The organism is Kitasatospora sp. NPDC101176 (assembly GCF_044768035.1).
Lineage (GTDB): Bacteria > Actinomycetota > Actinomycetes > Streptomycetales > Streptomycetaceae > Kitasatospora.
Genome location: NZ_JBIWPA010000010.1, coordinates 48,250 through 71,645, shown reverse-complemented (window position 1 = coordinate 71,645; position 23,396 = coordinate 48,250). Strand labels below are relative to the sequence as shown.

Sequence of the window (23,396 nt, the reverse complement as noted above, 5' to 3'; positions counted from 1 at the left end):
TCCACGCGGCGGCCCGGCCGGGCGTCATCGGGCGTCCTCGTCCCGGGGCTCGCGCACCACGACCACCGGGCAGGGCGCGTGCTCGGTGAGGTGGCGGCTGACCGAGCCGAGCAGCACGCCGGAGAAGCCGCCGAGGCCGCGGCTGCCGACGACGAGCAGCGCGGCGCCCTTGGCGGCCTCCAGCAGGGCCCGGACGGCGCTGCCCGGCATCACGCTCTCGCTGATCGGGACGGCGGGGTCGTCGCCGACCACCCGGACGACGGTCTGCGAGAGGGTGCGGCCCGCCAGCTCCTCGGGGTTGAAGCTCTCGGTGGGCGGCACGGACGTCCCGACCCAGCCGTAGAACGCCGGGTACTCCCAGGTGGTGACGGCGCTGACCGTCCCGCCGACGGCCTTTGCGTAGTCGACCGCCCAGCGCAGCGCCTGCTCCGAGGCGGGCGAGCCGTCCACGCCGACGACGATCCGGGGCTTGCTGCTCATCGCGTTGCTCCGCTCTGCTCGGTGGTCCGGACCCGGGTGGCCGGTCGGCCGGGGGGTCAGCTCCGGTACGCGGCCCAGGAGTTGGCCATCCGCTGCGCCTGGCCGGAGGTGAACTGCTCCATGCAGTCGTCGTAGCTGTAGTCCATGAAGTTGTGGATCGGGTCCTTGCCGCCGAGCAGGCAGGTGTCCCGGCCCTCGGGGCAGCCGTAGGCCGCGCTGCGCTCGGGCGGGGTGTCGTCGACGTAGTCGCCGGGGGGCAGGCACCCGCCCTGGAAGGTGTGGAAGAGGCCCAGCCAGTGACCGATCTCGTGGGTGGCGGTGCTGCCCAGGTTGTAGTGGGTGGCGGAGCCGCCGGGCAGTGAGGCGTCGAGCACGACGACGCCGTCGTCCGCCGGGTCGGAGTTGTAGGCGTTCGGGAAGGTCGCCCAGCCGAGCAGCGACTGGCCGAGCTTGGCGGTGTAGAGGTTGAGGGTGCCCGCGTCGCCCTTGCGCAGCTGCTTCTTCATCGCCTTCTCGGTGGCGGAGCCCGGAGTCATGCCGGTGTACCAGGAGGCGTTGTCCGTGTAGTCGGTGCCGGCCAGCGCGAACTGGAAGGCGGTGGGGGTGTTTCCCACTCCCTGGCCTCCGTAGGTGGCGTTGAGGTGGTCGATCTGGGCGGAGACGGTGGCATCCGTGAGCCGGCCGGCGTCCCCGGAGTGGATCACGTGCACGTAGACCGGGACGGTCGTCGTGACGCCCACGAGCGGGCGGTGGCCGAGCTGGGCGAGCCGGTCCTCCAGGTCGGCCTGCATGGCCCGGGCCTCGGACGGGGTGACGGCGTTCGGGTCACCACCCGCCTGGCTGCCGGCCGGCTTGCGGGCGGCGGCGTCGACCGGGGCGTCGGCGGCCTCGGCGCCCGCGCAGGCGGCCGGTGCGGCGGCGGCGTGCGAGTGCGGGGCCGGGGCGGCGAGCTGGCCGAGGCCGGCGGCCGCCACCAGGGCCACGGCGCAGGGGAAGAGGCGGGGGGCACGCGAGCGCACCCGGACAGTACGGCGCATCTGCGCTCCTGACGGGGAGTCGGCGGGGGGTGGCCGCGCCCCGGACCTGCCCGGCGCGGACCCGCCGAGACTACGACGCCGCGAAGTCGATCTCCCGCAGGGCGCGCGCGGCGGCGCGGTCGAGTACCACGGTCGACGCACACCCGGCCGGCGGCCGGCCCGAACCGGTCAGGCGGCTCCGCAGCCGCCCGACGGCTGCCCGGTGCCGGGCGAAGGCGTAGCGGGAGACCCCCTGCCCCCGGTGCTGCTGGCCGTCCCGCGCCTCGGCCGGCCCGACGTCCAGCAGCAGCAGGTGCACCCGGCGGCCCTGCCGGGCGGCGGCGCGCACCAACCAGCCCCGCACCCAGGGCTGGGTGCCGCAGTCGTGCACCACCAGGGGCCCGCCGGCCAGCACCGCGCGGCGCAGCCGACGGTAGTGCGCGATGCGCACCAGTGGACGGTAGAGGGCGTACGGGAGGCCGGCGGGCAGCCGGGCCGCGTACTCCTCGCGGACCAGCTGGGAGTCGACCAGCGGGACGCGCGCGCAGCGGCGCATCAGGGTGCTCTTGCCGCTGCCGGGCAGCCCGGAGACGACCAGCAGGTCCCCGGCGGGGTAGTGCAGCGCCGCCGGGCCGGGGCCGCGGCGCAGGTCGTGCAGACCGGGCGACACCCGGACCGCCCGGTGGGCGGGGGCGCGCGGCGGCGGCACCCGGGGCGCCGCCGCCTCCGCCGTTCTCGTCCTGGTCACCGGGCCTCCCCCCGCCGTTCCTCCCCCTGGAGCATTACGCATTCCCAAGGGCGAGTAAAGGCCGGAGGTCGGGGCGGGTACGGACGGCCCGGGCCCGGCCGGGCCGGAACGGTTCAGCCGAGCTGCGGGGCGACCCGGGCGGCGATCAGCTCCAGGTGGTCGAGGTCGTCCAGGTCGAGGATCTGCAGGTAGATCCGCGCGCTGCCGACGGCGGCGTAGCGTCCGATCTTCTCGACCACCTCGTCCGGGGTGCCGGCCAGGCCGTTGGCCCTCAGCTCGTCGGCGTCCCGGCCGATCGCGGCGGCCCGGCGGGCCACCTCGGCGTCGTCCCGGCCGACGCAGGCGACCAGGGCGTTGGAGTACACCAGGGCGTCGCCCGGGCGCCCGGCCCGCTCGACCGCGGCCCGGACCCGGCCGAACTGGGCGGCGGTGTCCTCCACCGACGCGAAGGGCAGGTTGAACTCGTCGGCGAACCGGGCGGCCAGCGCCGGGGTCCGGCTGGGCCCGTGCCCGCCGACCAGCACCGGGATGCGCTCCTGGGCGGGCTTGGGCAGCGCCGGGGAGTCGGTCAGGGTGTAGTACTGCCCGGCGAAGTCGAAGGTGTCGCCGAGCTTGGTGTTCCACAGGCCGGTGATGATCGCGAGCTGTTCCTCCAGCCGCCCGAACCGCTCCTTGGGGAAGGGGATGCCGTACGCGGTGTGCTCCTCCCCGTACCAGCCGGCGCCGAGGCCGAACTCGACGCGCCCGCCGCTCATCGCGTCCACCTGGGCGACCTGGATCGCGGTGACGCCCGGCAGCCGGAAGGTGGCGGCGGTCATCAGGGTGCCGAGGCGGATGGTGCGGGTGTCCCGGGCGAGGCCGGCCAGGGTGATCCAGGCGTCGGTCGGCCCGGGCAGTCCGGTGGCGTCGCCCATCCTGAGGTAGTGGTCGGAGCGGAAGAAGGCGCTGAAGACGCCGAGGTCCTCGGCGGTGCGGGCGACCGTCAGGAGGGTCTCGTAGCTCGCGCCCTGCTGCGGTTCGGTGAAGATGCGAAGATCCATGCGGACCATTCTGGTACGGACCACCCGCTGCTCAGCACAGAGAACCGGCCATGTCACGGAACGTCCGGAAGGTGGCCAAGCTCTCAGCACGGAACCGTCACGGGGCGCCGATCCGCCACAAGGCTCCCCTACCGTGGACGGATGTTCGCCCACCCCGACGAGTCCTTCCGGCGCTCCCCCGACGAGCCCGCGGCCTGCCCGCTGCCCGGCATCGTCGCCGCCTTCACGCCCCGGCTGGCCGAGCTCGCCTTCGAGCCCGGCCTGGTCGCGGCGGTCGACCAGCACGTCGCGATGCTGCGCGAGCTGCTGTACGCGCAGGGGCCGGAGCTGGCGCCGCAGCCGCTGGAGCGCGCGGAGCTCTCGGACTACGCGGTGGGCTTCCTGGACGCGCTCGCCGAGATCGGCTGGCGGGAGCCGGTGGGGTACGACTACGCGGTGCACCGGCTGACGGCGATCTGCTGGCTGGTGCGCGAGCAGCGCCTGCTGGAGGCCTGACCGGCCCGCACCCGGCATCACCGCACCCGGCACCCCCGCACCGCGGCCCGGCCTCCTCGGTTGAACGGCCCGACCGGCGGGCCGGAGCCGACGCGTACAGTGACGGTCGGGGACGGACGGCAGGACGGGAGGGTGCGGCCATGAGCAGCGACACGGTGGGCGGCCGGACGGTGGGCGGCGGCACGACGGCTGGCGGTGTGCCACTGCACCGGCCGCTGCAGTGGCGGATCCGGCCGGCGGCCGCGAGCGCCGCGGTCGTCGTGCTGCACGGCGGCGAGGAGCACAACCTCTCCCGGCCCGGCCCGGTCAACCTGCCGCTGCTGCGGATGCACGGCTTCCTGCGGTCCCTGGCCCGGGAGACCGCCGGGGCCGGGGTGGCCGTCGCCACCGTCCGCTACCGCCACCGGGGCTGGAACGGCGGGCGCGCCGACGCCGCCCGGGACGCCCTGGCCGCACTGGACGAGCTGGCGCGGGAGCTGGGCGAGGTGCCGACCGTCCTGATCGGGCACTCGATGGGCGGGCGGGCCGCCCTGCAGGCCGGCGGGCACCCCAGCGTCACCGGCCTGGTCGCCCTCGCCCCCTGGTGCCCGCCCGAGGACCCCTGCGAGCAGCTCGCCGGGCGCGACGTGCTGCTCCTGCACGGCGACCGGGACCGCATCACCCCGCCCGCCGAGACCCGGGCCTTCGCCGCCCGCAGCCGGGCCGCCGGCGCCCGGGTCTGCGGCTACAGCGTCACCGGCAGCGGCCACGCGATGCTCCAGCGGATCCCCGACTGGCACCGCGCCACCACCCGGCTGGCCACCGCGGTGCTCGGGCTGCGCCCGCTGCCCGGCGAGACCGCCGCCGCCCTCGCGCTGCCGGCCGCCTCGCCGGAGGCCCTCACCCTCCCGCTGCCCCGTCAGCCCCGCGGCTGACGGGGCACCGGCCCGGTCAGCCGGCGCGCGGGTAGCTGCGCCGGTTGACGCCCTTGGGGTCGGTCTCCAGGTAGCCGGTGCCGTAGTCGTCGGCCAGGTAGACCTTGATGCTGGGGGTGCCGTCGAACATGTCGGGGTCGATCATCAGGTACCGCATGGTCGGCTTCGGGACGTTCAGGGTGTCCTGGGCGCGCTGGAGCAGCGTGGGGATCACGTCCCAGTTGTAGAGCCCGAGGTCGACCGGCTTGGTGTCGCCGATCAGCGTGCCGCCCGGGGAGCGGGTCGCCTTGCCGTCCCGGATGGTGATGTCGTCGTAGAGCTTTCCGCCGGCCGCGGCGGCGACCTCGGCGGTGGCGTACTCGGGGTAGACGACGAGCTTGTACACCTTGCCGCCGGCGGCGTAGGGCTGCAGCGCGGCGACCGTCCGGCGCACCCCGTCCGGGGTCAGCAGGTTGACCTTGCCCGAGGGCTGGGCGGCCGGGGTCGCGGCGGTGGAGGCCGGGGCCGTCTGGTCCGGCGTCGCCCCGGGGGCCGTCGTCGAGGCGGGCGCCGCGGAGGCGGGCGGGGCCGCGACGGTGGCCGAGGGGGTGGTCCCGGCGGTCGGGGTCCGGCCGGTGGACGCGTCGCCCTGGCTGAGGTAGAGCGCGCTGCCGCCGCCGGCGAGCAGCACTGCGGCGGCCGTGAGGGTGAGCACCCTCCGCCGGGCCTTCCGGGTGCCCGCCGGCTCGGGGTGGCCGGGGCCGGTCGGGAGCGTCGCGGGGGCCTGGAAGCCGGTGGGCACCCGGTCCGCCGGCGGCGCGAACGGACGGCCGGCGAACGACCCGCTGTCGGAGGGACCTCCGGCGAACGGCCCGGTGCCGAAGGGCCCGGTGCCGAAGGACCCGCCGGCGGACGGCCCGGTGATCGGACCGGTGGCGAACGGGCCGGTGGCGGGGGGCGCGGGCTGCCCGGCGCCGAGCCGCACGGTGCCGGTCGGGTACGGCGCGCCCTCCCCCGCCCCGTGGGCCGCCTCGTACTCGGCCGCCGCGAGGGCCCGGTCGAGCTGCTCGGCGTCCGGCCGCAGCGCCGGGTCCTTGCCCAGCAGCGCGGACAGCAGCGGCCCGAGCCGCCCGGCCCGGACCGGCGGCGGCAGCGGCTCGTCCAGGACGGCGGCCAGGGTGGCCAGGGTGGTCGCCCGGCGCAGCGGGTGGCTCCCCTCGACCGCGACGTACAGCAGCATGCCGAGGGACCACAGGTCGGAGGACGGGTTGCCCTCCTGGCCGCGGATGCGTTCGGGCGCGATGTACTCGGGCGAGCCGATCAGCGCACCCGTCGCGGTGAGGGCGGTGGCGTCCTGGATCGCGGCGATGCCGAAGTCCGCGAGCACCGGGGTGCCGTCCGGGCGCAGCAGCACGTTGGCGGGCTTGACGTCCCGGTGCTGGATGCCGACGAGGTGGGCGGCCCGCAGCGCGGACAGCACTCCGCGCCCGATCCGGGCCGCCTCCGCGGTGCCGAGCGGGCCGTGGGCCAGCCGGTCGGCGAGGCTGCCGCCGCTGACCAGCTCCATCACCAGCCAGGGGTGCGGGTGTTCCGGGGTGTCGACGATGTGGTGGATGACCACCACGTTCGGGTGCTGGAGGCGGGCGAGCGCCCGCGCCTCGCGCAGCACCCGCTCGCGCAGCTCGCGGGCGGCGTCCGGGTCGGCGGCGGCCATCGCCGGGTCGGGCGGGCGGACCTCCTTGAGCACCACCTCGCGGTGCAGCGCGTTGTCGCGGGCCCGCCAGACCACGCCCATGCCGCCGCCACCGAGCTGCTGGAGCAGTTCGAAGCGGCCGTCGACGAGGCGCTGTTCCGCCCCAGCTGTGTTCATGGCGGCCATCGTAGGAGGCGCCACCGACCGCGCGGACGGCGGCGGGGGCCAGCGACGCGGCCGGGTACGCACGATGCCGTCGCCGCACCGGTGCGGCCGTCGGCGCCGCACCTGCACCCGGGCCCTGGGCCCGGGTGCGGACGGGCGGCGGTCACCGGACCGGTCGTACACCGTCCGGTCCGGGCCGGAGTGCCCCGGCGCCGCTCACCACACCTGCCAGAGGGCAGCCGCGAAGACCGCCGTCACCCACGTCCAGAGCACGGACAGCACGACGTGCGCGGCGGTGCGCAGGGCGTCGCCGCGCCACAGCTTCGGGGAGAACACCACGAACTCGAAGAGCCAGCGCAGCCCCCAGAACACGGTCTGACCGGCCAGCAGCACGGTGCCCAGCCGGCCGCCGGCCAGCAGGTCGGGGGCGAGGCAGAGCGGCAGCAGGCCGAACAGGGCACAGACCAGGCCGATGAAGAAGACGTGGACGTAGGAGACCTGGCGGGTCAGCAGGGTGGTGCCGGCCAGGTCGGCGGGCCAGCCGACCGCCCAGGGCAGCACCGCGTGGCCCACCCCGAGCCCGACCAGGACCAGCCCGACCAGGCGCAACTGGCCTTCCACGGTCAGGAGTTCGCTCATCCCTCGGCGCTCCGGAAGGCGACGGCGGCGACCAGCCCGGCGATCCGGCGTTCGGCGGCGGGCCGCAGCCCGGCCTCGGCGGCGTGCCCCAGCCACACCGACCGGGGCAGGAAGTGCCAGGCCCCGGGGCCGTAGGCGGCGATGTTGGCGGCGTCGCGCAGGTGCTCGACCAGCAGGAGCGTGCCGCCCGGCCGCAGCGCCCTGGCGACCTCGGCGAACAGCGCGCGGCGGTCCGCGGGGCGGCGCAGCTCGTGGGCGGCGAAGACGGCGAACACGGTGTCCAGCGAGTCGGTCGCGGCGGGCAGCTCGCCCGGGCGGGCGGGCACGGTGCCGGGGGCGGGCGGCACGTGCCGGCGGGCCCGCCGGATCGAGCCCTCGGTGGTCAGCGCCGGGTCGTAGAGGTCGGCGACGCGCTGGTGCGCGGCGGGGTGGCGGGCGGCGATCGGGCGGCTCACCTCGTCGAGCCCGGCGGAGACCACCAGGTGGGTGCCGGGGCCGTCGGGCAGCAGCGCGGGCAGCCAGTCGTAGGTGTGCAGCTCGGAGCGGTCGTAGACGCACCAGGTGGCGAGGGTGCTGATGAGGAGGTGGGCCGCCGCGGTGGCGGCACCGGCCCGGGCGAGCGCGGCGGCCGGCCCCGGCAGGTGGCGGGCCGCCGCCCAGCCGCCGGCCGCGGTCAGGACGCCGGCCGTGTACAGCGGCCAGTTGTAGCGGATCACCTCGCGGACGCCGGAGGGGCGCCGTGCGGGCGGGGCGGCGGTCACCGGGCCGCCCCCTCGAGGGTGCGGCGGCTGCCGCTCTCCCAGCCGTAGTCGAGGTCGGCGACGTGGAAGGCGTTGGCGAGCACCGGGCGGCTCCCGGCCAGCGGTCCGTGGTCGAAGAAGGTCAGCCGCGGCACCTCGACGCTCACCGGGACGGGCTGCCAGGCGGTGCGGGTGGCCTTGACCACGATCACCGACCGGGTCTGCGGCTCGTACTCGAAGGTGTAGGGCAAGGGGCCGGCGAACCGGCGGGCGGCCCGGGCGTCGGCGAAGGGGCTGCCCGGCGGCAGGGCGGCCGGGGCGCCGCCCAGGTCGGCGCGCACGTGCAGGTCAGCGTGGCCGTCGCCGCTGAGGACCTTGAACTCCAGGGTGTCGCCGACCACCCGGGTGCCGATCCGGGCGTGGCGGTAGTGGTAGCGGGTGAGGAGGTTGCCGCCGACGGTCATCAGCCGGCTGTCGGTGTCGGAGCGCAGGATCCGCAGGCCCCGCATGGTCCGCCCGCCGGGGGTGGGGAAGCGGGTGAAGACCCGGTAGCCGGTGAGGATGAAGTCGCGGCCGAAGCGGGCCGGCAGCCCGGCCGGGCGCAGCGCGCGGGTGTCGACCACGGCGGCCGCGACGAAGCCGTGCTCGGTGCCGGCCGGGTCGGTGTAGGTGTCCAGGGCGAGCCCGGGCGGCACCAGCGGGGCCAGACGCCGGGGCGGCAGCGCGTAGGTGAGGACGAGGGAGTGCGCGAAGCGGGTGCGGATCGGCACGGGGTGGCGCTGGAGGAGGTGTCGCATGGTCGACTCCGTTGGTCGGTCACGGTGTTCGGGCGGGCTGCGCCGGTGTCGGGGCGGGCTCGGCCGGTGTTCGGGTGGGCTGCGCCGGAGCCTCAGAGGCGGACGACCCGGACGACGCCCCACAGCGGGCAGCGGTCCTCGGCGGCGGCGCCGGGGCCGGCGGGGCCCGGTTCGCGGATGCTGCGCAGCACCGCGACGCCGCCGGGCCGGACGGCGTGCCGCACGGCGGCGCGCAGCCGGCGGGCGAAGGCCTGGTCGGGGCCGTCCAGGACGTTGGAGAGCGTCACCGCGTCGTAGCTACCGGCCGGGGAGCGTGCGAGGTGGCCGAGGACGTCGCCCCGGAGCAGCCGGACGGGCGGTGCGCCGCCGCCCTGGTCGTGGCCGGGCGGTGCACCGACGGGCAGCTCGCCGACGGGCAGCTCGCCGGCGGGCGGTCCGGCGACGAGCGGTGCGCCGACGGGCAGTTCGCGGCCCAGCAGGAGCCGCCAGGCCCACGGGTTGTCGGCGTTGGGGTGGCGGGCGAAGCCGCGGGCCAGCCGGGCCCGCAGCACCGTGTCGAAGCGGCGCGGCAGCACGGCCCGGAACGCCGGGTGCAGGCCGCCCGCGAGCGCGCCGGCCGGGCGGAGCGCGGCGCCGAGCAGCAGCCGCAGGCCCGGGCCGTCGAGGTGGCGGTGCCAGTGGCGGGCCTGCGCCGCCGGGTCGTCGAGGCGCAGGAACCGTTCCAGTGGCGCCGGGCGCCAGGCCGGCAGGGCGGTCGCGGCGGCGGCCCGGCCGAGGGCGAGCAGGCGTTCCGCAGCGCCGGTGGCGGCGGGCGCACCGGCGGTCAGCCGGGCCCGGGCGTAGGCGAGTTGGGCGGGGTTGAGGTCCACCGCGGTGACCCGGTGCCCGGCGGCGGCCAGCGCGGCGGCGGTGTCCCCGGCGGAGGCGATGCACAGGACGCGGGCGCCGGGCGCCGGGAAGGCGGCGAGTTCGACGCCGGGGTCCTCGTACATCCGGCCGAACAGCAGGCCAGGCCGGCGGGGTTGCAGGCTGAGCAGCCGACCGTCGGCCCAGGGGGTCGGGGCGCTCACGCGGTCACCGCCGCGCGGGGGGCGGGGTGGTGCCGGGTGGCGGCGACGGTCCAGATCAGCGCGAGGAAGGCGAGGTCCTGGACGATCAGCCGACCGGGTTCGGGGATCTCGTCGGAGCCGAAGAGCAGGCCGCCGGTGTTGAAGCCGACCACCAGGGCGGTCTGCACGAGGGCCGCGAGGCGGGCCCGGCGGCCGGTCAGCACCCAGAGGCCGAGGGCCAGTTCGGCCGCCCCGATGGCCAGCAGCAGGGGTGTCACCGCCCACCCCGGGAGCAGCGGCACGGACTCCACGATGGCCCGCTGGTCCGCCCGGCCCGGCCAGATCTTGCACCAGAGCCCTTCGTAGGCCCACATCAGCGCCACCGCCCCGGCGGCGAACCTGTTCTGCCACGGTGTCACGGCTCCCCCTTCCTCCTGCTGCCTCGCCGGGGCGCGACGGCGCCGGGGTGCGGCGGGGCAGCACGGGACGGCCCCGCACCGCCGGTCACGGCCGGGAGCGTCCGTTCGGCATCATCATGGCGCACGCCTTTGAACGCGTTCAACTCGGGGCTCTCCCCCTGGGCTCGGTCGCCGCCCGTCACCCTCCCAGCAGCGGCGGGCCCGGCACCGGCCGGTGCGCGGCGGGTCGCCGGGGCCTCACCCCATCGGACCAGCCCCGGGCCGGCCCGCCGCCCGGCACGCCCCCGACCGGGCCGGGGCGCTCACCCCTCCCGGCTGCCGGCCGGCCCGGAGCCCGGGTCTGCGCCGCGCGGCAGCAGCAGGGCGGCGCCGGCCCCGACCGGGCCCACCGTGGACCGCACCCCCCGACGAGATCCAGGCGAACGGCGGGGTCGGCAGCCGGGGCCGTGGACCTGCCTGCCCGGTCACGGTAGGAGCGGCGCGCGGGTGCCCGGATCACCCCCGGGGGGTGACCGGCGGGGGCCGCGGGCGGACGGGCCCGCCGCCCGGCCGGGCCGGGGCCCCGGTCACCTCGCGGGGGTGATGCGGGGCCCGGGCCGGGCGGCGCAGGCTGGGTCCGACGGTCGAAGGACGACCGCGGGGTCCGGCCGGAGGGAGGAGAGGCCCGGTGCGTTACGAGATCCGTGTCGCCGGACTGCTGCAGGAGATCACCGTGCGTGAGGGGTTCCCCGAGCTGGACAGCACGGTCGTCGCCGGCCAGACGGTGCTCTTCGGCGACGTGGTCGACGAGGCCCACCTGTACGGGCTGCTGAACCGCTGCCAGGCCCTCGGACTGACGGTGACGGAGTTCCGCCGGCTGCAGGAGTGACCGGCGGTGGGAACGACCGACCACAGGAGCGCGCAGCTGCAGGAGCGAGCGGCCGTCACTCCTCGTCGAGCAGGTGCATCCGGGCGGCCGTCCGCAGGGCCTCCCGGCGGGTGCTGGTCGCCAGCTTGCGGTTGATGCTCTTCAGGTGCGTCTTGACGGTGTTCGGGGACAGGAACAGGTCGTCGGCGATCTCCTGGGTGGACATCATCCGCCCGACCCGGGCCAGGACGTCGCGCTCCCGCTCGGTCAGCGGGTCGACGGGCCCGGCGGGGCCCGGCGCCGCCTCACCGACGGCCTGCCGGCGCGTGCGGGCCGGCCCCGCGGGCGGCAGCAGGTCGTCGGGGAGCCAGGGGTGCGCCTCGGCGAGGCCCGGGTGGCGCAGCAGCTGGTGGCGGACCCAGGGGCCGCACTCGCGGAAGGGCCGGCGGAGCCGCTCGGGTTCGGCGGCCCGGAGCGCCTGGGCCAGCAGCTGCGGCCCGGCGGCGTCCGTGTGGGGGGCGCCGGCCCGGGCGAGCAGCAGCAGGGCCCTGGTCCTGGTGGTGCTGCCGATCGCCGCGTCGGTGCGCAGCAGGTCGAGCCGGGAGAGCGCGTCGTCCGCGTCGTGGCCGGCCGCCAGCCGGGCGCTGCAGGACGCGAGGACGGAGTCCGGGGCGCCCCCGGGCACCTCGGCGACCGCGTCCACCGCGGCCTCGACGCGTCCGGCGGCGAGGTGCGCGGCGCAGGCGGCGACGGCGAGCCGCTCGGCGCACCAGGGCGAGGGGTGCTCGGCGAGGTCGAGCCGCCTGGTCCGCTCCAGCTCGCTCAGCGCCGCGTCCGGGTCCCCCTGGGCGAGCCGCAGGTCGGCGTGGACCAGGCCGAGGCCGACGGCGAGCACCGGGTCGCCGGACGGCTCCGCGTGCCGCAGCGCGTCACGGGCCGCCGCGACGTCGTCGTGCTCGAGCGCCGCGCCCGCCAGCACCACGTCGCCGAGGTCGGTGCGGGCCTCCGCGGGCAGGCCGCACCGGTCCGCCTCCTCGTCCGCCCGGCGGACCCGGCGCTCCGCCCGGCCGGGCCGGCCCCGCAGGTAGTCGATGAGGGCGAGGCGGCACTGGCTGTCGTGGCGCAGCCGTGCGGTGGTGGCGGTGGCCGGGGCGGCCGCCGCCGCGGCGAGCGCCTCCCCCGCCTCGTCGAACCGGCCCTCCCAGAGCAGGGCCGAGCCGAGGTCGGCGTCGGCCTGGCCGAGCAGTTCGGGGTGCCGGTGCAGCGGCCCGGCCGGGGCCGAGCGCCCGAGCCGGTGGGCCCGCCGGGCGGCGCCGCCGGCCAGCTCGGCCGAGCCGAGCAGCCGGCCCGCCCCGGCCCGCAGGCCGGCGGCCGTGATCCGGGCGGTGGTGTCCTCGGGCGACAGCCGCGGTTCGGCGCGGTCCAGCGCCCGGACACCGGCGGCCACGTCCTCGTCGGAGAGCCGGACGGCCGCCCGGACCAGTTCGGCGTCCGGGGTGTGCGCGGTGGGCGGCATCCGGGAGAACAGCGCGCGCAGTCGGCCCGCGGAGGGGCCTGCGGAGAGTTCGCCGACGGCCAGCTGGTCGATGAGCAGCCGGGCGGCGAAGTCCCAGGCCCCGCCCGCGACGGCGTGTTCCAGGGCGGCGCGCTGCTGCCCGTCCTCGTCGAACCAGCGGGCCGCGCGCCGGTGCAGCTCCTCCGGCAGGCCCGGGTCGGCGGCGTGCAGGTGCAGCCGGAGCGTCTCGGCGAACAGCGGGTGCAGCCGGTACCAGCCGCCGGGCAGCAGGTCGACGAAGGCGTTGGCCCGGTGCAGGCCGGCCAGGATGCGGCCGCCGTCCTGCCGGCCGGTGAGCGCGTCGGCGAGCCCGGGGTGCAGCCGCGGGAAGAGGCTGGTGCGCAGCAGCAGGTCCTGGGTGTGCGCCGGCTGGGTGCGCAGCACCTCGGCGAGCAGGAAGTCCGGCACGCCGGTGTGTTCGGCCCCGATCTGCTTCAGGTAGGTGTCGGGGTCGTCGGCGTGCTGGGCGGCCAGGGCCAGCAGGCGCAGTCCGGCGCTCCAGCCCGCCACCCGCTCGTGGACCGCAGCGACGGTGTCCGGGCCGAGGTCCAGCCCGTGCCGGCGCAGGACGCCCTCGGCCTCGGGCAGCCGCATCGCGAGGTCGGCGGCGCGGATCTCGCCGAGCCGGCCCTCGGCGCGGTAGCGGTGCAGCGGCAGCAGCGGCTCGGTGCGGCCGACCAGGACGAGGCGCAGACGGCCGCGGGTGTGGCGGACCAGTTCGTGCAGCTGCTCGGCCGGCCGCGGGTCGGTGATCTGCTCGAACTCGTCCAGGACGAGCACGACCGGTTCGTCGCGGCCGCCGATCCAGTCGGCGAGGCGGAGCAGCAGGGAGGGTTCGACCCGGTCGGCGTCGGCCGGTGCGCCGATGCGCGCGGGCAGCGGCTGCCCCGCGTGGCGCAGGGCTGCGAGCACGTACGACCAGAAGCAGCCGGGGCTGTCGTCGGAGGCCTCCACCGTCAGCCAGGCGGGCCGCCCGGGGGGCCGGCCGTGCTCGGTCCAGTCCGCGACCAGCAGGGTCTTGCCGGCGCCCGCCGGTCCGTTGACCAGCGTGACCGGGAGCCGCACGGCCTCGTCGAGCCGCCGGACGAGGCGGTCCCGGCGGAGGAAGGCGGCCGGGGCCAGCGGGGGCTCCAGCCGGGTGACGAGCACCGGGTCGCCGTTGGGGAGCTCCACCGGCGGGAGCGGGGTCCTGCGCATGTGAACCATCGGGAGCCACCGCCTGACGGCCTCGGCACGGGGGTTCCGCGGCCGGGGGCGGGTGTCGGGGAACGGACGGGGCGGGGGCCGCCCGGGGTGGAACCGCCGCCGGCCCGGCGAAGATCCACCCGAACCCACGGTAGCCCCGGCGGGCCGCCGACCGCCATCGCAGTCGGTGACGGCCGCCGGGGCGGCGGCCTCACCTGATCCGGGTGAAGCCGCCCGCCCGGCGGCGGCGCATGATCGCGGGAGAGGGCCCGTCGCACCGGCGCCCGAACGGGTGGCCGCGGGCGGGGTGACCGGCCGGCCGGTGACCCGGGCCGGGAGAACCGACCACCGGCGGACCACCGGCACCGCGCCGGCGCCCGTCCGGCCCTCCGGAGCACCCGCCGGAACAGGAGAGCGACCTTGACCCACTCGGAACGGTCACCGGCCCGCGCGCCCGCCCGGGACCGCGCCCGGGGCCCGCAGCGCACCGACTACGCCGGTGCCGTGTACGGCTCCCTGCTCGCCGCCTCGGTGATCGCCGCCTCCGGCGTGAACGCGTCGATGCCGCGGCTCTCGCTGATCGTGCTGCTGGTGGTCACCGGTGTCGTGTTCTGGCTGGCCCACGTGTACGCCCGCCTCGCCGGGGACCGCGAGGCCGGGCGCACGGTGGGCTGGCGGGACGCCCGCGAGGTGGGCCGGCACGAGTGGTCCATCGTGGAGGCGGCCGCGCTGCCGGCCCTCGCGGTGCTGGTCAGCCCCTGGCTCGGCTCCGGCGACAGCGCCTGGCTGGCGCTCGGCGTCGCGGTGGCCCAGCAGGTGGCCTGGGCCACCCTGGGCGCGCACCGGGCCGGTGCGTCCCGGCGCCAGGTCGTCGCCGAAGGCTTCGTCAACCTCCTCCTCGGTCTGCTCATCGTCGCCGCGAAGGTGGCGGTCGGGCACTGACCGACCCACCGGACTCCGGCCCGGACGGCGGAGACCGGTCGCACAACCGAAAACCGGCAGGCACCCCCCTCGACCCCCGGAGGAACCCATGGCCGCCACCGCCCCGAAGTGGGGACCCCGTCCCCCGATCAGTTACTCCGAGTCCGACCTGGCCGGCTCCGGCCTGGTGGTCTTCGCCGGCGTGCTGCTGTCGCTGCTGGCCCTGTTCAACGGTCTGGACGGCATCGCCGCCATCGCCAACTCGCACGTCTTCATCGGCGACGCCCACTACGTCTTCGGCGACCTGCGGATCTGGGGCTGGGTCGTCCTGGCCGTGGCGGCCGTCCAGGCCGCCGCCGCGGTGGGCATCCTCGTCCAGCGGGCGCAGTGGGCGCGCTGGACCGGCGTGGTGGCCCTGGTCGTCAACGCCTTCGTCCAGATGGCCTTCCTGCCGTCCTACCCGCTGTGGTCGCTGACGATCATCGCCGTGGACGTCGTGGGCATCTACGGCCTGACCGCCCACGGCGCACCGGTCGCACCGCCCGTGGCCGACCCCGGGCCGCCGCCGCCCGTCGCGGGCGCCCCGCGCGGAGACGGCGGAGGCGTCTGAGGTTCCGCGGGTTCCGCGTCTCGTGCGGATGACCGCCCCCGGCCCGTCCGGCCGGGGGCGGTCATCCGCCGTTCGACGACTCAGCCCGCGAGCACCCGCTGCTTCTGCGCCGCGAACTCCTCGTCGGTCAGCACCCCCTGTTCGTGCAGCTGTGCCAGCTGCTGCAGCTGGCCGATCTTGTCGTCCATCCCCGGCTGGGGCGCAGCCGCGGGCGGCGGCGGCGCGGCGGGCGCGGGCTCGGGCGGCGCCTCCTGGGCGGCCCACCGGCCGGCCTGGCGACGCGACACCCGGTTGGACACGGCGGTCGCCGTCCCGGCGACGACCGCGGTACGCGCGACTCCGCGCAACAGTCCCGGCATGACCGAGCTCCTTCCTCGTACGTGTGCGTGCTCCGCGTCCGCGTGCGTCCTGCTCGTACGCGGGCGTGGCGGTGTCAGCCGCCGGACGGCTCCCGGGCCTCCAGGGCCTCCAGCGACTGCAGCAGCTGTGGGACCGGGATCCGGCCGCTGGCGACGACCTGCGCCTCGGACCGGCGCAGGGCGGCGGCGAGCGGTCCCGCCCAGGCGTTCTCGTACACCAGCACCCCGGCGGAGTTGCCGGGCGCCAGCAGGGCCGCGGCCTCGTCGAGGTCCTCGGCGTCCAGGATCCCGGACGACACGCCCTCGAACACGGCCAGGTCGAAGGTCCCGTCGCCGTCCAGGTCGGTGAGCTCCATCGCCAGGACGCTGCCGTCCTCGTCCCTGCGGACGAACGCGAAGTCGAGGATCCGGATGATGCCCCGGTCCACGAGGTCGACCAGCAGCGGAAGCCCTTCGCCCGTCATGCGGTTGCCCGGGAACTCCACGACCAGATAGTCGATGGGCCCGATCTCCCTGAGTTCCTCGTCCTGCTCCTCGGACATCGCACCGCTCCCTCCGCGGTCGTCACCCGGCCCGCTCCGCTGCCGGACCGGTTCTCTGCTGTCGACGCTACGGCTCCCGGCGCCGCCGGGGATCACCTGCACCGGGTGACGCGGAGGCCCCGGCCGGGCGCCGCGGCCCTTACCGCGCGAGTGCCGCCGTGGCCCGCCCGACCCCCGTGACGGGCGGGCCGCGGCACGGTGCGGGTCAGCCCAGGTCCGCCGGCGACTCGACGACCACCCCGTAGAGGTCGCCGATCGTCGCCAGCGCGGCGCGGTGGACCTGCTCGGCGCTCAGCCCGGTGCCGCCCGAGCTCAGCGGCCGGGTGGCGCAGGCCCGGGCGACGACGGTGGGCCGGTTGCCGCGCAGGAAGGCACCCGCGGTGGTGAAGGCCACGCACATGTGCGTCATGAAGCCGGCCACCACGACGTCCCGGTGCCCGGCGGCGTCGACCAGCTCGCCCAGCCCGGTGCCGACGAAGGCGTCCGGGGCCTTCTTGACCACGACCCGCTCGCCCTGCGCCGGCGCCACGCCGGGGTGGATCCGGCCGATCTCGGCGCGGACGTCGTACGGGGTGCCCTCCCCGCCGTCGTTGACCACGTGGATCACGGTGGCCCCCGCGGCCCGCGCCCGGGCGAGCAGCGCGGCGGCCTCGTCCAGCGCCTCGCGCCAGCCGTCGAGCTCCATCACCCCGCCGACGTAGGTGTTCTGGTAGTCGATCAGGATCAGGGTGGCGTCGGCGAGCGCGGCGGGCGTCTCGTCGAGGCCGTTGAGGGTGCGCAGGGTGGTCGTGGGCATGGGGTACCGCCTCGGTTCGGGTGTCTGGAGGATGGGCGGCCACGGCTGCGGTGGCCCGCACCGGAACGCTACGGCCGGCCCTCCGGTGTCGGCAATGTCGCCTACCATGCAGATTCCGACATCGCGCGTGAGCGGCCGAACCGGCCGGGGCAGGACCGGAGATGACCACCGTGACGCAGCAACGACTGATCGTCGTCGTCCTCTTCGAGGGCGTCGACCTGCTCGACGTCACCGGACCGCCGGAGGTGTTCTCGCTGGTCCGGCGGGAGACCGACGACGCGACGGGCTACCGCGTCGTCCTCGCCGCCGAGACCACGGCCCCGGTGACCACCGCCGCGGGCGTGCGGATCCTGCCCGACCTCACCTTCGACGAGGCCGCCGCCGCGGGCCCCATCGACACCCTGCTGGTGCCCGGGTCGGTCGAGGTCGACGAACTGCGCCGGGTCCACCCGCTCACCGACCCGGCCGTGGTGGACCGGGTGCGCACGCTCGCCGGGTGCTCGCGCCGGGTCGCCTCGGTGTGCGTCGGCGCGCACATCCTCGCCGCCGCGGGGCTCCTCGACGGCCGGCGCGCCACCACCCACTGGTCGACGGCCGCGCGGCTCGCCGCCGAGTACCCGCAGATCGAGGTGGACGCCGATCCGATCTTCATCCGCGAGGGCGAGGTCTGGACCGGCGCCGGCATCAGCGCCTGCCTCGACCTCGCCCTCGCCCTGGTCGCCGACGACTTCGGCGAGGCCCTCGCACTGCGGGTCGCCCGCCAGCTCGTGATGTACCTCAAGCGCCCCGGCGGGCAGAGCCAGTTCAGCGTCCCGCTGGAGCCGGTGTCCACCACCCGGCGGGTCGAGGAGCTGCGCCACCACATCCTGCGCAACCTGCCCGGCCGGCTCACCGTGCCCGACCTCGCCGCCCACGCGCACATCGGCGAACGGCAGCTGACGAGGATCTTCAAGACCGAACTCGGCACCACACCGAGCGCCTACGTGGAGTCCGCCCGGCTCGAACTCGCCCGCCGGCACCTCGAGTCCACCGACGCCACGCTCGACCGGATCGCCACCGACTGCGGGTTCGGCACCACCGACACCCTGGTCCGCGCCTTCCGCCGGCGCCTGGACACCACCCCGACCGAGTACCGCCGGCGCTTCCGCACCGGAGCCGCTACGGAGGGGCCGGCAGCCGCACGGTGAACGCGGTGCGCCCCGGGCCGCTGGCCGCGTCCACCGTGCCGCCGTGCGCCCGGACCACCGCGCGCACGATCGACAGGCCCAGCCCGGTCGAGCCGGTCGACCGCGAGCGGGCCCGGTCGCCCCGGACGAAACGCTCGAACATCCGCTCCGCCAGCTCGGGGGCGATCCCCGGCCCGTCGTCGACGACCGCCAGCCGCACCTCGGCCCCGGCGCGCTCCAGGCTCAGCTCGACCCCCGTCCCGGCCGGGGTGTGGGCCCGGGCGTTCGCCAGCAGGTTGACCACCACCTGGCTCAGCCGGTGCTCGTCCCCGCGCACCAGCACCGGCTCCGCCGGCAGCGCCAGCCGCCAGCGGTGCCCCGGCCCGGCCGCCCGCGCGTCCGCCAGCGCGTTCAGCGCCACCCGGGTGAGGTCGACCTCGGCATCGGCCAGCGGCCGGCCCGCGTCCAGGCGCGCGAGCAGCAGCAGGTCCTCGACGATCGCGCCCATCCGCACCGCCTCGGCGTCGATCCGCTCCAGCGAGTGCCGCACCGGCCCCGGCACCGCACCGGGGTGGCGCAGCGCGAGCTCGGCGTGCCCGCGGACCGCCGCCACCGGGGTGCGCAGCTCGTGGCTGGCGTCGGCGGCGAAGGCCCGCAGCCGCTCCTCCACCGCGTGCCGGCTGGCCAGGGCGTCCCCCACGTGCCCGAGCATCCGGTTGAGCGCCGTGCCGACCCGGCCGACCTCGGTGCGCGGGTCGTCGTCCGGCACCCGCTCGGCCAGGGTGACGGCGCCGCTGGCCAGCGGAAGCCCGGCGACCCGTTCGGCGGTGCCCACCACCCGGTCCAGCGGGCGCAGCGACCACCGCACCCAGACCGCTCCGGCGGCGCCCGCCCCGGCCACGGCGAGCGCGAAGACCGTCAGCTCCAGGGTCGCCAGCCGGTCCACGGTGTCCTCCGCCGGGCGCAGCGGCAACCCGCTGACCAGCACGTCGCCGTCCCGGCCGGCGACCGCGCGGACCCGGTAGCGCCCCTGCGCCCCGCCCAGGTCGACGGTGCCCGCCGACCCGCCGACCGGGAGCGCGGCCAGCGCCCGCTGCTCGGCGGGCGAGAGCGCCACCCTGTCGTCGTCGCCCAGGCCGTCCGCGTCGTCGGCGTCGCCGTCGACGACGCCGGCCGCGGTGACCCGGCCGTCCAGCAGCCGCACGCCCAGGGTGCCCGGGGTCTGCGCCCGGGTGTCGGTGCCGCCTCCGCCCTGGCCGGCGTGTTCGAGGCTGGCGGCGTAGCGACCGCCCGAGTCGGTGAGCTGCTGGTCCAGCCGGTCCACCAGGAAGTGCCGCAGAGCGGCCGTGGTGGCCAGGCCCACCGCCGCGCAGGTCACCACCAGCAGCACCAGCAGGCCGGCGATCAGCCGGGCCCGCAGCGTCCGCGGCACCAGCCGGGCGGCGCGGCGGCGCAGACCGCGGCGCCGGCGACCGGCGGGCCCGCCGCTCACGGCGCGGCCTTGATCAGGTACCCGGCGCCGCGCACGGTGTGGATCATCGGGGGCCGGCCGGCGTCCAGCTTCTTGCGCAGGTAGCTGATGTACAGCTCGACGACGTGCGCCTGCCCGCCGAAGTCGTAGGACCAGACGGCGTCCAGGATCTGCGCCTTGCTCAGCACCTGGCGGGGGTGGCGCATCAGGTGGACGAGCAGCGCGTACTCGGTCGGGCTGAGGTCGACCGCCTCCCCGCCGCGGGTGACCTCGCGGGCCCGCTCGTCGAGCACCAGGTCGCCGAGCACCAGGGCGTGCGCGGGCGGCGGGCCGGCCGCACCCGGCGGGGCCGCGCGGCGCAGCAGCCCGCGCAGCCGCACGACCACCTCGGCCAGGCTGAACGGCTTGGTCACGTAGTCGTCGCCGCCCGCCGCGATCCCGGCGATCCGGTCCTCGACGGCGTCCCGGGCGGTCAGGAAGAGCACGCGCACCTCGGGCCGCTCGGCGTGCAGCCGGCGCAGCACCTCCATGCCGTCGAGGTCGGGCAGCATCATGTCCAGGACCACGGCGTGCGGGCGCCAGAGCGCCGCGGCGCGCACGGCCGCCCCGCCGGTGGTCGCGCCGCGCGCCTGCCAGCCCTCGTAGCGGACGGCGCCGCAGACCACCTCGACCAGGTCCGGCTCGTCGTCGACAACGAGGACCCTCCACTCCTGCCGCTCGGCGGTGTCGTCCACGGTGCTCCCTCGGTACGCGGTCGGCGGCGTTCATCCTGACCGCCCGCGATGAGAAAGTCCTGAGACCGCGGGGCCCGGTGGGCACCCGGTCGCACCGGCTCCGAGCTGCGGGAACGCGGCCCGGGCGGCCGCCGGGAGCGGCCCCGGTTCAGAGGCGGCTCAGAGGTTGCGGTGGGATCGTGGTGCGCCCCGGCGGTGCTCGCCGCCGGGACGGAAGGAGTGATCCCCGATGGCCACCGCAGCACCACCGCGACCCGCCGGCCCGGCCCACCGGGCGGCGCGCCGCCCACCCGTGGCCGCCCCGCCCCGCCTGGTGCTCGCGCTGGTCGCCGCCGGCGCGCTCGGCGTCCTCGCGCTCTGGTGGTCCGACACCCCGGTGGTGGCCGGCCCGGCCGGGTGGCTGACCGGAGCGGGTCGGATCACCGGCCTGCTCGCCGGCTACGCCGCCCCGGTGCTGCTCCTGCTGATGGCCCGACTGCCGCCGCTGGAACGCGGGGTCGGCGCCGACCGGCTGGCCCGCTGGCACGCCTTCGGCGGTCGCTGGCTGGTGGCCGCGGTGTCCGCGCACGTGCTGTCCGTCGTCTGGGGCTACGCGCTGACCGACGGGCGCGGCCCGCTCGCCGAGGGCGTGGAGATCGTCCTCCACTTCCCCGAGATGCTCAAGGCCGCCCTGGCCACCCTGCTGATGCTGGGCACCGGCGCGGTGTCCGCCCGCGCCGCCCGCCGCCGGCTCTCCTACGAGACCTGGTACTACCTGCACCTGGCGACCTATCTCGCCGTCGCCCTGGCCTTCGGCCACCAGCTGGCCACCGGGGCCGACCTCGGCGACGGCCCGGCCCGCGCCGCCTGGTACGCCCTCTACCTCGGCACCGCCGCCCTGATCGGCTGGTACCGGCTGGCCGGACCGTGGCTGCTCGACCGCCGCCACCGGCTGCGGGTGGCCGAGGTCCGGCCGGAGGGCCCCGGCGTGGTGTCGCTCTTCGTCACCGGGCGGCGGCTGGACCTCCTGCGGGCCGAGCCCGGCCAGTTCTTCCGGCTGCAGTTCCAGGCGCCCGGGCTGCGCTGGGCCGCCAACCCGTACTCGCTGTCCGCACCGCCGCACCCGGACTTCCTGCGCTTCACCGTCAAGGACCTCGGCGGGCACAGCGCCGCGGTGGCCGCGCTGCGCCCCGGCACCCCGGTGCGCGCCGAGGGCCCGTACGGGGCGTTCACCGGGCGGCTGCAGCGGCGCGAGCGGGTGCTGCTGTTCGGGGCGGGGGTGGGCATCACCCCGCTGCGGGCGCTGTTCGAGACGCTGCCGGGGGAGCTCACCCTCGTCCAGCGGGCCGCCCGGCCGCAGGACCTGCTGTTCCGGGCGGAGCTGGCGCAGGTCGCCCGGCGGCGCGGCGGCACGGTGCACGAACTGGTCGGCCCGCGGGAGCGGGTCGGCGACCTGGGCGCCGCGCTCGCCCGGCTCGTCCCCGACCTCGCCGAGCACGAGGTCTACCTGTGCGGGCCGGAGGCGCTGACCGGGGAGGCGGTGCGGGCGCTGCGGGCCGCCGGGGTGCGGGCGGGGCGGATCCACCACGAGTCCTTCGCCCTCTGAGCCCGGCCCCCACCGGCCCCGCCCGGCCACGCCGCCGCCCTGCCCGTCGCCGTCCCGGCCGTCGCGTCCCGCCCGTCGTCGTCCCGGCGAACCACTGAACCGCCGAACCACCGAACCCCGAGGAGGCCCGCCCATGCGCCGAGCCGTCGTCAGCACCGCCGCCACCGCCGCCGGAGTGGTCCTGCTGCTCTCCCTCAAACCGCACGGCGCCGCCGGGCCCGCCCCGGTGATCAGCTCGGGCGGGGCCGCCGGCTCCGACGGCTCCGCGTCCGGCTCGGCCGGGTCCGCCGCCGGGGCCTCCGACGCCACCCCGGCCCCGTCCGCCTCCCCCACCGGGGCCGGCGGGACGGACGGCGCGGGCACCGTCCGGAAGGTCACCGGCGACGCCGTGAACACCCGCTACGGGCCGGTCCAGGTCGCGGTCACCCTCAGCGGGAGCAGGATCACCGCCGTCGACGTGGTCGAGTACCCCACCGAGGACCGCCGCGACCGGGAGATCAACGGCTCCGCGCTGCCGCTGCTCAACCAGGAGGCGCTGGCCGCCCAGAGCGCGCACGTCGACGTGGTCAGCGGCGCCACCTTCACCAGCGACGGCTACGTCCGCTCCCTGCAGAGCGCGCTCGACCGCGCCGGGCGGTGAGGCCGCCGTGCTCCGCCACGCCGAGCCCGTCATGGGCACCGTCTTCTCCTTCGCCGTCCGCGACCCGGGCCCGGACACCGCCGACGTGCTGCGCCGGATCGCCCGGCGACTGCACCGGATCGACGCGGTCTTCTCGCCCTACCGGACGGACAGCCAGATCAGCCGCCTCGACCGGGGCGAGCTCGGCGTCGACGACTGCGACCCCGAGGTCCGCGCCGCCCTGGCATCCTGCCGCGAGGTCGCCGACGAGACCGACGGCTACTTCACCGAACGCCCCGGCGGCCGGCTCGACCCGAGCGGCTGGGTCAAGGGCCGGGCCGTCGAGGAGGCCGCCGGGATGCTGGGCGACGCCGGGGCCCGGCAGTACTGCGTCAGCGGCGGCGGGGACGTGCAGACGGCCGGCGGGCCCTGGCGGATCGGCGTCGCCCACCCGCTGCGCACCGGCCGGCTCGCCGCCGTCCTGGCCGGGGACGGCCTGGCCGTGGCCACCTCCGGCACCGCCGAACGCGGCGCGCACGTCCTCGACCCGCACACCGGCCGCCCCGCGACCGGCCTCGCCTCGCTGACCCTGGTCGGCTCCCCCGGCACCGGCATCGCCCGCGTCGACGCCTGGGCCACCGCCGCGTTCGCGATGGGCCCCGACCGCGCCCTCGCCTGGGCCGGGCGACGCCCCGGCGTCGAAGCCCTGGCCGTACTGCCCGACGGCACCAAGCGCTGGACGCCCGGCCTGCCCCGGCACCTCCCGGCCGTCGGCCCCGCCGACTTCCGGCCGGTCTGAGCCGCCCGGGCAGGCGTTCGAGGAGGAACCCGG

General features: G+C 77.3%; 25 protein-coding genes. 9 read left to right on the top strand and 16 right to left on the bottom strand.

Going from position 1 to position 23,396, the window contains the following annotated elements; genetic code table 11:
- Window positions 1-24: 24 nt before the first annotated feature.
- The 4 genes from ACIRS1_RS16740 to ACIRS1_RS16725 all read right to left on the bottom strand — a co-directional run bounded on the left by ACIRS1_RS16740 (window position 25) and on the right by ACIRS1_RS16725 (window position 3,284).
- Window positions 25-480, bottom strand: coding sequence for a universal stress protein (locus ACIRS1_RS16740; protein WP_402840167.1), 456 nt, complete (start codon window positions 478-480; stop codon window positions 25-27).
- A gap of 56 nt (window positions 481-536) precedes the next feature.
- Complete coding sequence (locus tag ACIRS1_RS16735; protein WP_402840164.1) at window positions 537-1,517, bottom strand: zinc metalloprotease; 981 nt, start codon at window positions 1,515-1,517, stop codon at window positions 537-539.
- Between the two features lie 70 nt (window positions 1,518-1,587).
- Window positions 1,588-2,286, bottom strand: coding sequence for an AAA family ATPase (locus tag ACIRS1_RS16730; protein WP_402840161.1), 699 nt, complete (start codon window positions 2,284-2,286; stop codon window positions 1,588-1,590).
- A gap of 71 nt (window positions 2,287-2,357) precedes the next feature.
- On the bottom strand, window positions 2,358-3,284 hold the full coding sequence (locus ACIRS1_RS16725) for an LLM class F420-dependent oxidoreductase (protein WP_402840158.1): 927 nt from the start codon (window positions 3,282-3,284) through the stop codon (window positions 2,358-2,360).
- A 141-nt stretch (window positions 3,285-3,425) separates the two neighbouring features.
- Between ACIRS1_RS16725 and ACIRS1_RS16720 the strand changes: the two genes are divergently transcribed.
- Both ACIRS1_RS16720 and ACIRS1_RS16715 read left to right on the top strand, forming a co-directional pair.
- Window positions 3,426-3,779 (top strand): DUF6401 family natural product biosynthesis protein, encoded by a 354-nt coding sequence (locus tag ACIRS1_RS16720; RefSeq protein WP_402840156.1) that lies wholly within the window; start codon window positions 3,426-3,428, stop codon window positions 3,777-3,779.
- A 140-nt stretch (window positions 3,780-3,919) separates the two neighbouring features.
- Window positions 3,920-4,693 carry an alpha/beta hydrolase gene (locus ACIRS1_RS16715; protein ID WP_402840153.1) on the top strand — a complete coding sequence of 258 codons (774 nt, stop codon included), beginning with the start codon at window positions 3,920-3,922 and terminating at the stop codon, window positions 4,691-4,693.
- Between the two features lie 16 nt (window positions 4,694-4,709).
- Here ACIRS1_RS16715 and ACIRS1_RS16710 read toward each other — a convergent pair whose 3' ends face one another.
- From ACIRS1_RS16710 to ACIRS1_RS16685, 6 genes are all read right to left on the bottom strand, one after another.
- Window positions 4,710-6,542 carry a protein kinase gene (locus ACIRS1_RS16710; RefSeq protein ID WP_402840150.1) on the bottom strand — a complete coding sequence of 611 codons (1,833 nt, stop codon included), beginning with the start codon at window positions 6,540-6,542 and terminating at the stop codon, window positions 4,710-4,712.
- A gap of 204 nt (window positions 6,543-6,746) precedes the next feature.
- Window positions 6,747-7,169, bottom strand: coding sequence for a hypothetical protein (locus tag ACIRS1_RS16705; protein ID WP_402840147.1), 423 nt, complete (start codon window positions 7,167-7,169; stop codon window positions 6,747-6,749).
- Window positions 7,166-7,930 carry a class I SAM-dependent methyltransferase gene (locus tag ACIRS1_RS16700; RefSeq protein ID WP_402840144.1) on the bottom strand — a complete coding sequence of 255 codons (765 nt, stop codon included), beginning with the start codon at window positions 7,928-7,930 and terminating at the stop codon, window positions 7,166-7,168. The genes ACIRS1_RS16705 and ACIRS1_RS16700 overlap by 4 nt, the downstream gene beginning before the upstream one ends.
- Window positions 7,927-8,706: a DUF2071 domain-containing protein gene (locus tag ACIRS1_RS16695; protein ID WP_402840141.1), complete on the bottom strand. Its 780-nt coding sequence runs from the start codon at window positions 8,704-8,706 to the stop codon at window positions 7,927-7,929. Before ACIRS1_RS16695 ends, ACIRS1_RS16700 begins: the two co-directional genes overlap by 4 nt.
- 92 nt (window positions 8,707-8,798) lie before the next feature.
- Window positions 8,799-9,776: a DUF3419 family protein gene (locus tag ACIRS1_RS16690; RefSeq protein ID WP_402840138.1), complete on the bottom strand. Its 978-nt coding sequence runs from the start codon at window positions 9,774-9,776 to the stop codon at window positions 8,799-8,801.
- Window positions 9,773-10,174 carry a DoxX-like family protein gene (locus tag ACIRS1_RS16685; RefSeq protein WP_402840136.1) on the bottom strand — a complete coding sequence of 134 codons (402 nt, stop codon included), beginning with the start codon at window positions 10,172-10,174 and terminating at the stop codon, window positions 9,773-9,775. The genes ACIRS1_RS16690 and ACIRS1_RS16685 overlap by 4 nt, the downstream gene beginning before the upstream one ends.
- 667 nt (window positions 10,175-10,841) lie before the next feature.
- Between ACIRS1_RS16685 and ACIRS1_RS16680 the strand changes: the two genes are divergently transcribed.
- The gene (locus ACIRS1_RS16680; protein ID WP_402840134.1) at window positions 10,842-11,042 is read left to right on the top strand and encodes a hypothetical protein; all 201 of its coding nucleotides are present in this window, start codon (window positions 10,842-10,844) and stop codon (window positions 11,040-11,042) included.
- Between the two features lie 55 nt (window positions 11,043-11,097).
- Here ACIRS1_RS16680 and ACIRS1_RS16675 read toward each other — a convergent pair whose 3' ends face one another.
- On the bottom strand, window positions 11,098-13,773 hold the full coding sequence (locus ACIRS1_RS16675) for a LuxR C-terminal-related transcriptional regulator (protein ID WP_402840132.1): 2,676 nt from the start codon (window positions 13,771-13,773) through the stop codon (window positions 11,098-11,100).
- Between the two features lie 408 nt (window positions 13,774-14,181).
- Here ACIRS1_RS16675 and ACIRS1_RS16670 point away from each other — a divergent pair, with 408 nt between their 5' ends.
- A complete protein-coding gene (locus tag ACIRS1_RS16670; RefSeq protein WP_360209637.1) occupies window positions 14,182-14,703 on the top strand; it encodes a hypothetical protein in 522 nt (173 codons plus the stop codon).
- An 88-nt stretch (window positions 14,704-14,791) separates the two neighbouring features.
- Window positions 14,792-15,292 (top strand): hypothetical protein, encoded by a 501-nt coding sequence (locus ACIRS1_RS16665; RefSeq protein WP_387905490.1) that lies wholly within the window; start codon window positions 14,792-14,794, stop codon window positions 15,290-15,292.
- Window positions 15,293-15,372: 80 nt separating this feature from the next.
- Here ACIRS1_RS16665 and ACIRS1_RS16660 read toward each other — a convergent pair whose 3' ends face one another.
- From ACIRS1_RS16660 to ACIRS1_RS16650, 3 genes are all read right to left on the bottom strand, one after another.
- Window positions 15,373-15,651: an SHOCT domain-containing protein gene (locus ACIRS1_RS16660; protein WP_387905487.1), complete on the bottom strand. Its 279-nt coding sequence runs from the start codon at window positions 15,649-15,651 to the stop codon at window positions 15,373-15,375.
- Between the two features lie 74 nt (window positions 15,652-15,725).
- Window positions 15,726-16,193 carry a DUF6325 family protein gene (locus tag ACIRS1_RS16655; protein ID WP_360209631.1) on the bottom strand — a complete coding sequence of 156 codons (468 nt, stop codon included), beginning with the start codon at window positions 16,191-16,193 and terminating at the stop codon, window positions 15,726-15,728.
- A 205-nt stretch (window positions 16,194-16,398) separates the two neighbouring features.
- A complete protein-coding gene (locus tag ACIRS1_RS16650; protein WP_387905484.1) occupies window positions 16,399-16,989 on the bottom strand; it encodes an isochorismatase family protein in 591 nt (196 codons plus the stop codon).
- 161 nt (window positions 16,990-17,150) lie between these two features.
- Between ACIRS1_RS16650 and ACIRS1_RS16645 the strand changes: the two genes are divergently transcribed.
- Window positions 17,151-18,176 (top strand): GlxA family transcriptional regulator, encoded by a 1,026-nt coding sequence (locus ACIRS1_RS16645; protein ID WP_402840126.1) that lies wholly within the window; start codon window positions 17,151-17,153, stop codon window positions 18,174-18,176.
- Here the strand turns inward: ACIRS1_RS16645 and ACIRS1_RS16640 are convergent.
- Window positions 18,148-19,647, bottom strand: a complete 1,500-nt coding sequence (locus ACIRS1_RS16640) for a HAMP domain-containing sensor histidine kinase (RefSeq protein ID WP_360209625.1) — start codon at window positions 19,645-19,647, stop codon at window positions 18,148-18,150. The genes ACIRS1_RS16645 and ACIRS1_RS16640 overlap by 29 nt on opposite strands.
- A complete protein-coding gene (locus ACIRS1_RS16635) occupies window positions 19,644-20,360 on the bottom strand; it encodes a response regulator transcription factor (RefSeq protein ID WP_360209623.1) in 717 nt (238 codons plus the stop codon). The genes ACIRS1_RS16640 and ACIRS1_RS16635 overlap by 4 nt, the downstream gene beginning before the upstream one ends.
- A gap of 229 nt (window positions 20,361-20,589) precedes the next feature.
- On the opposite strand from ACIRS1_RS16635, the gene ACIRS1_RS16630 reads away from it, so the two are divergent.
- From ACIRS1_RS16630 to ACIRS1_RS16620, 3 genes are all read left to right on the top strand, one after another.
- A complete protein-coding gene (locus tag ACIRS1_RS16630) occupies window positions 20,590-21,945 on the top strand; it encodes a ferric reductase-like transmembrane domain-containing protein (RefSeq protein ID WP_402840122.1) in 1,356 nt (451 codons plus the stop codon).
- A gap of 133 nt (window positions 21,946-22,078) precedes the next feature.
- A complete protein-coding gene (locus tag ACIRS1_RS16625) occupies window positions 22,079-22,585 on the top strand; it encodes an FMN-binding protein (RefSeq protein WP_402840119.1) in 507 nt (168 codons plus the stop codon).
- A 31-nt stretch (window positions 22,586-22,616) separates the two neighbouring features.
- Window positions 22,617-23,363, top strand: coding sequence for an FAD:protein FMN transferase (locus ACIRS1_RS16620; RefSeq protein WP_402840470.1), 747 nt, complete (start codon window positions 22,617-22,619; stop codon window positions 23,361-23,363).
- The last annotated feature ends 33 nt before the right edge of the window (window positions 23,364-23,396 follow it).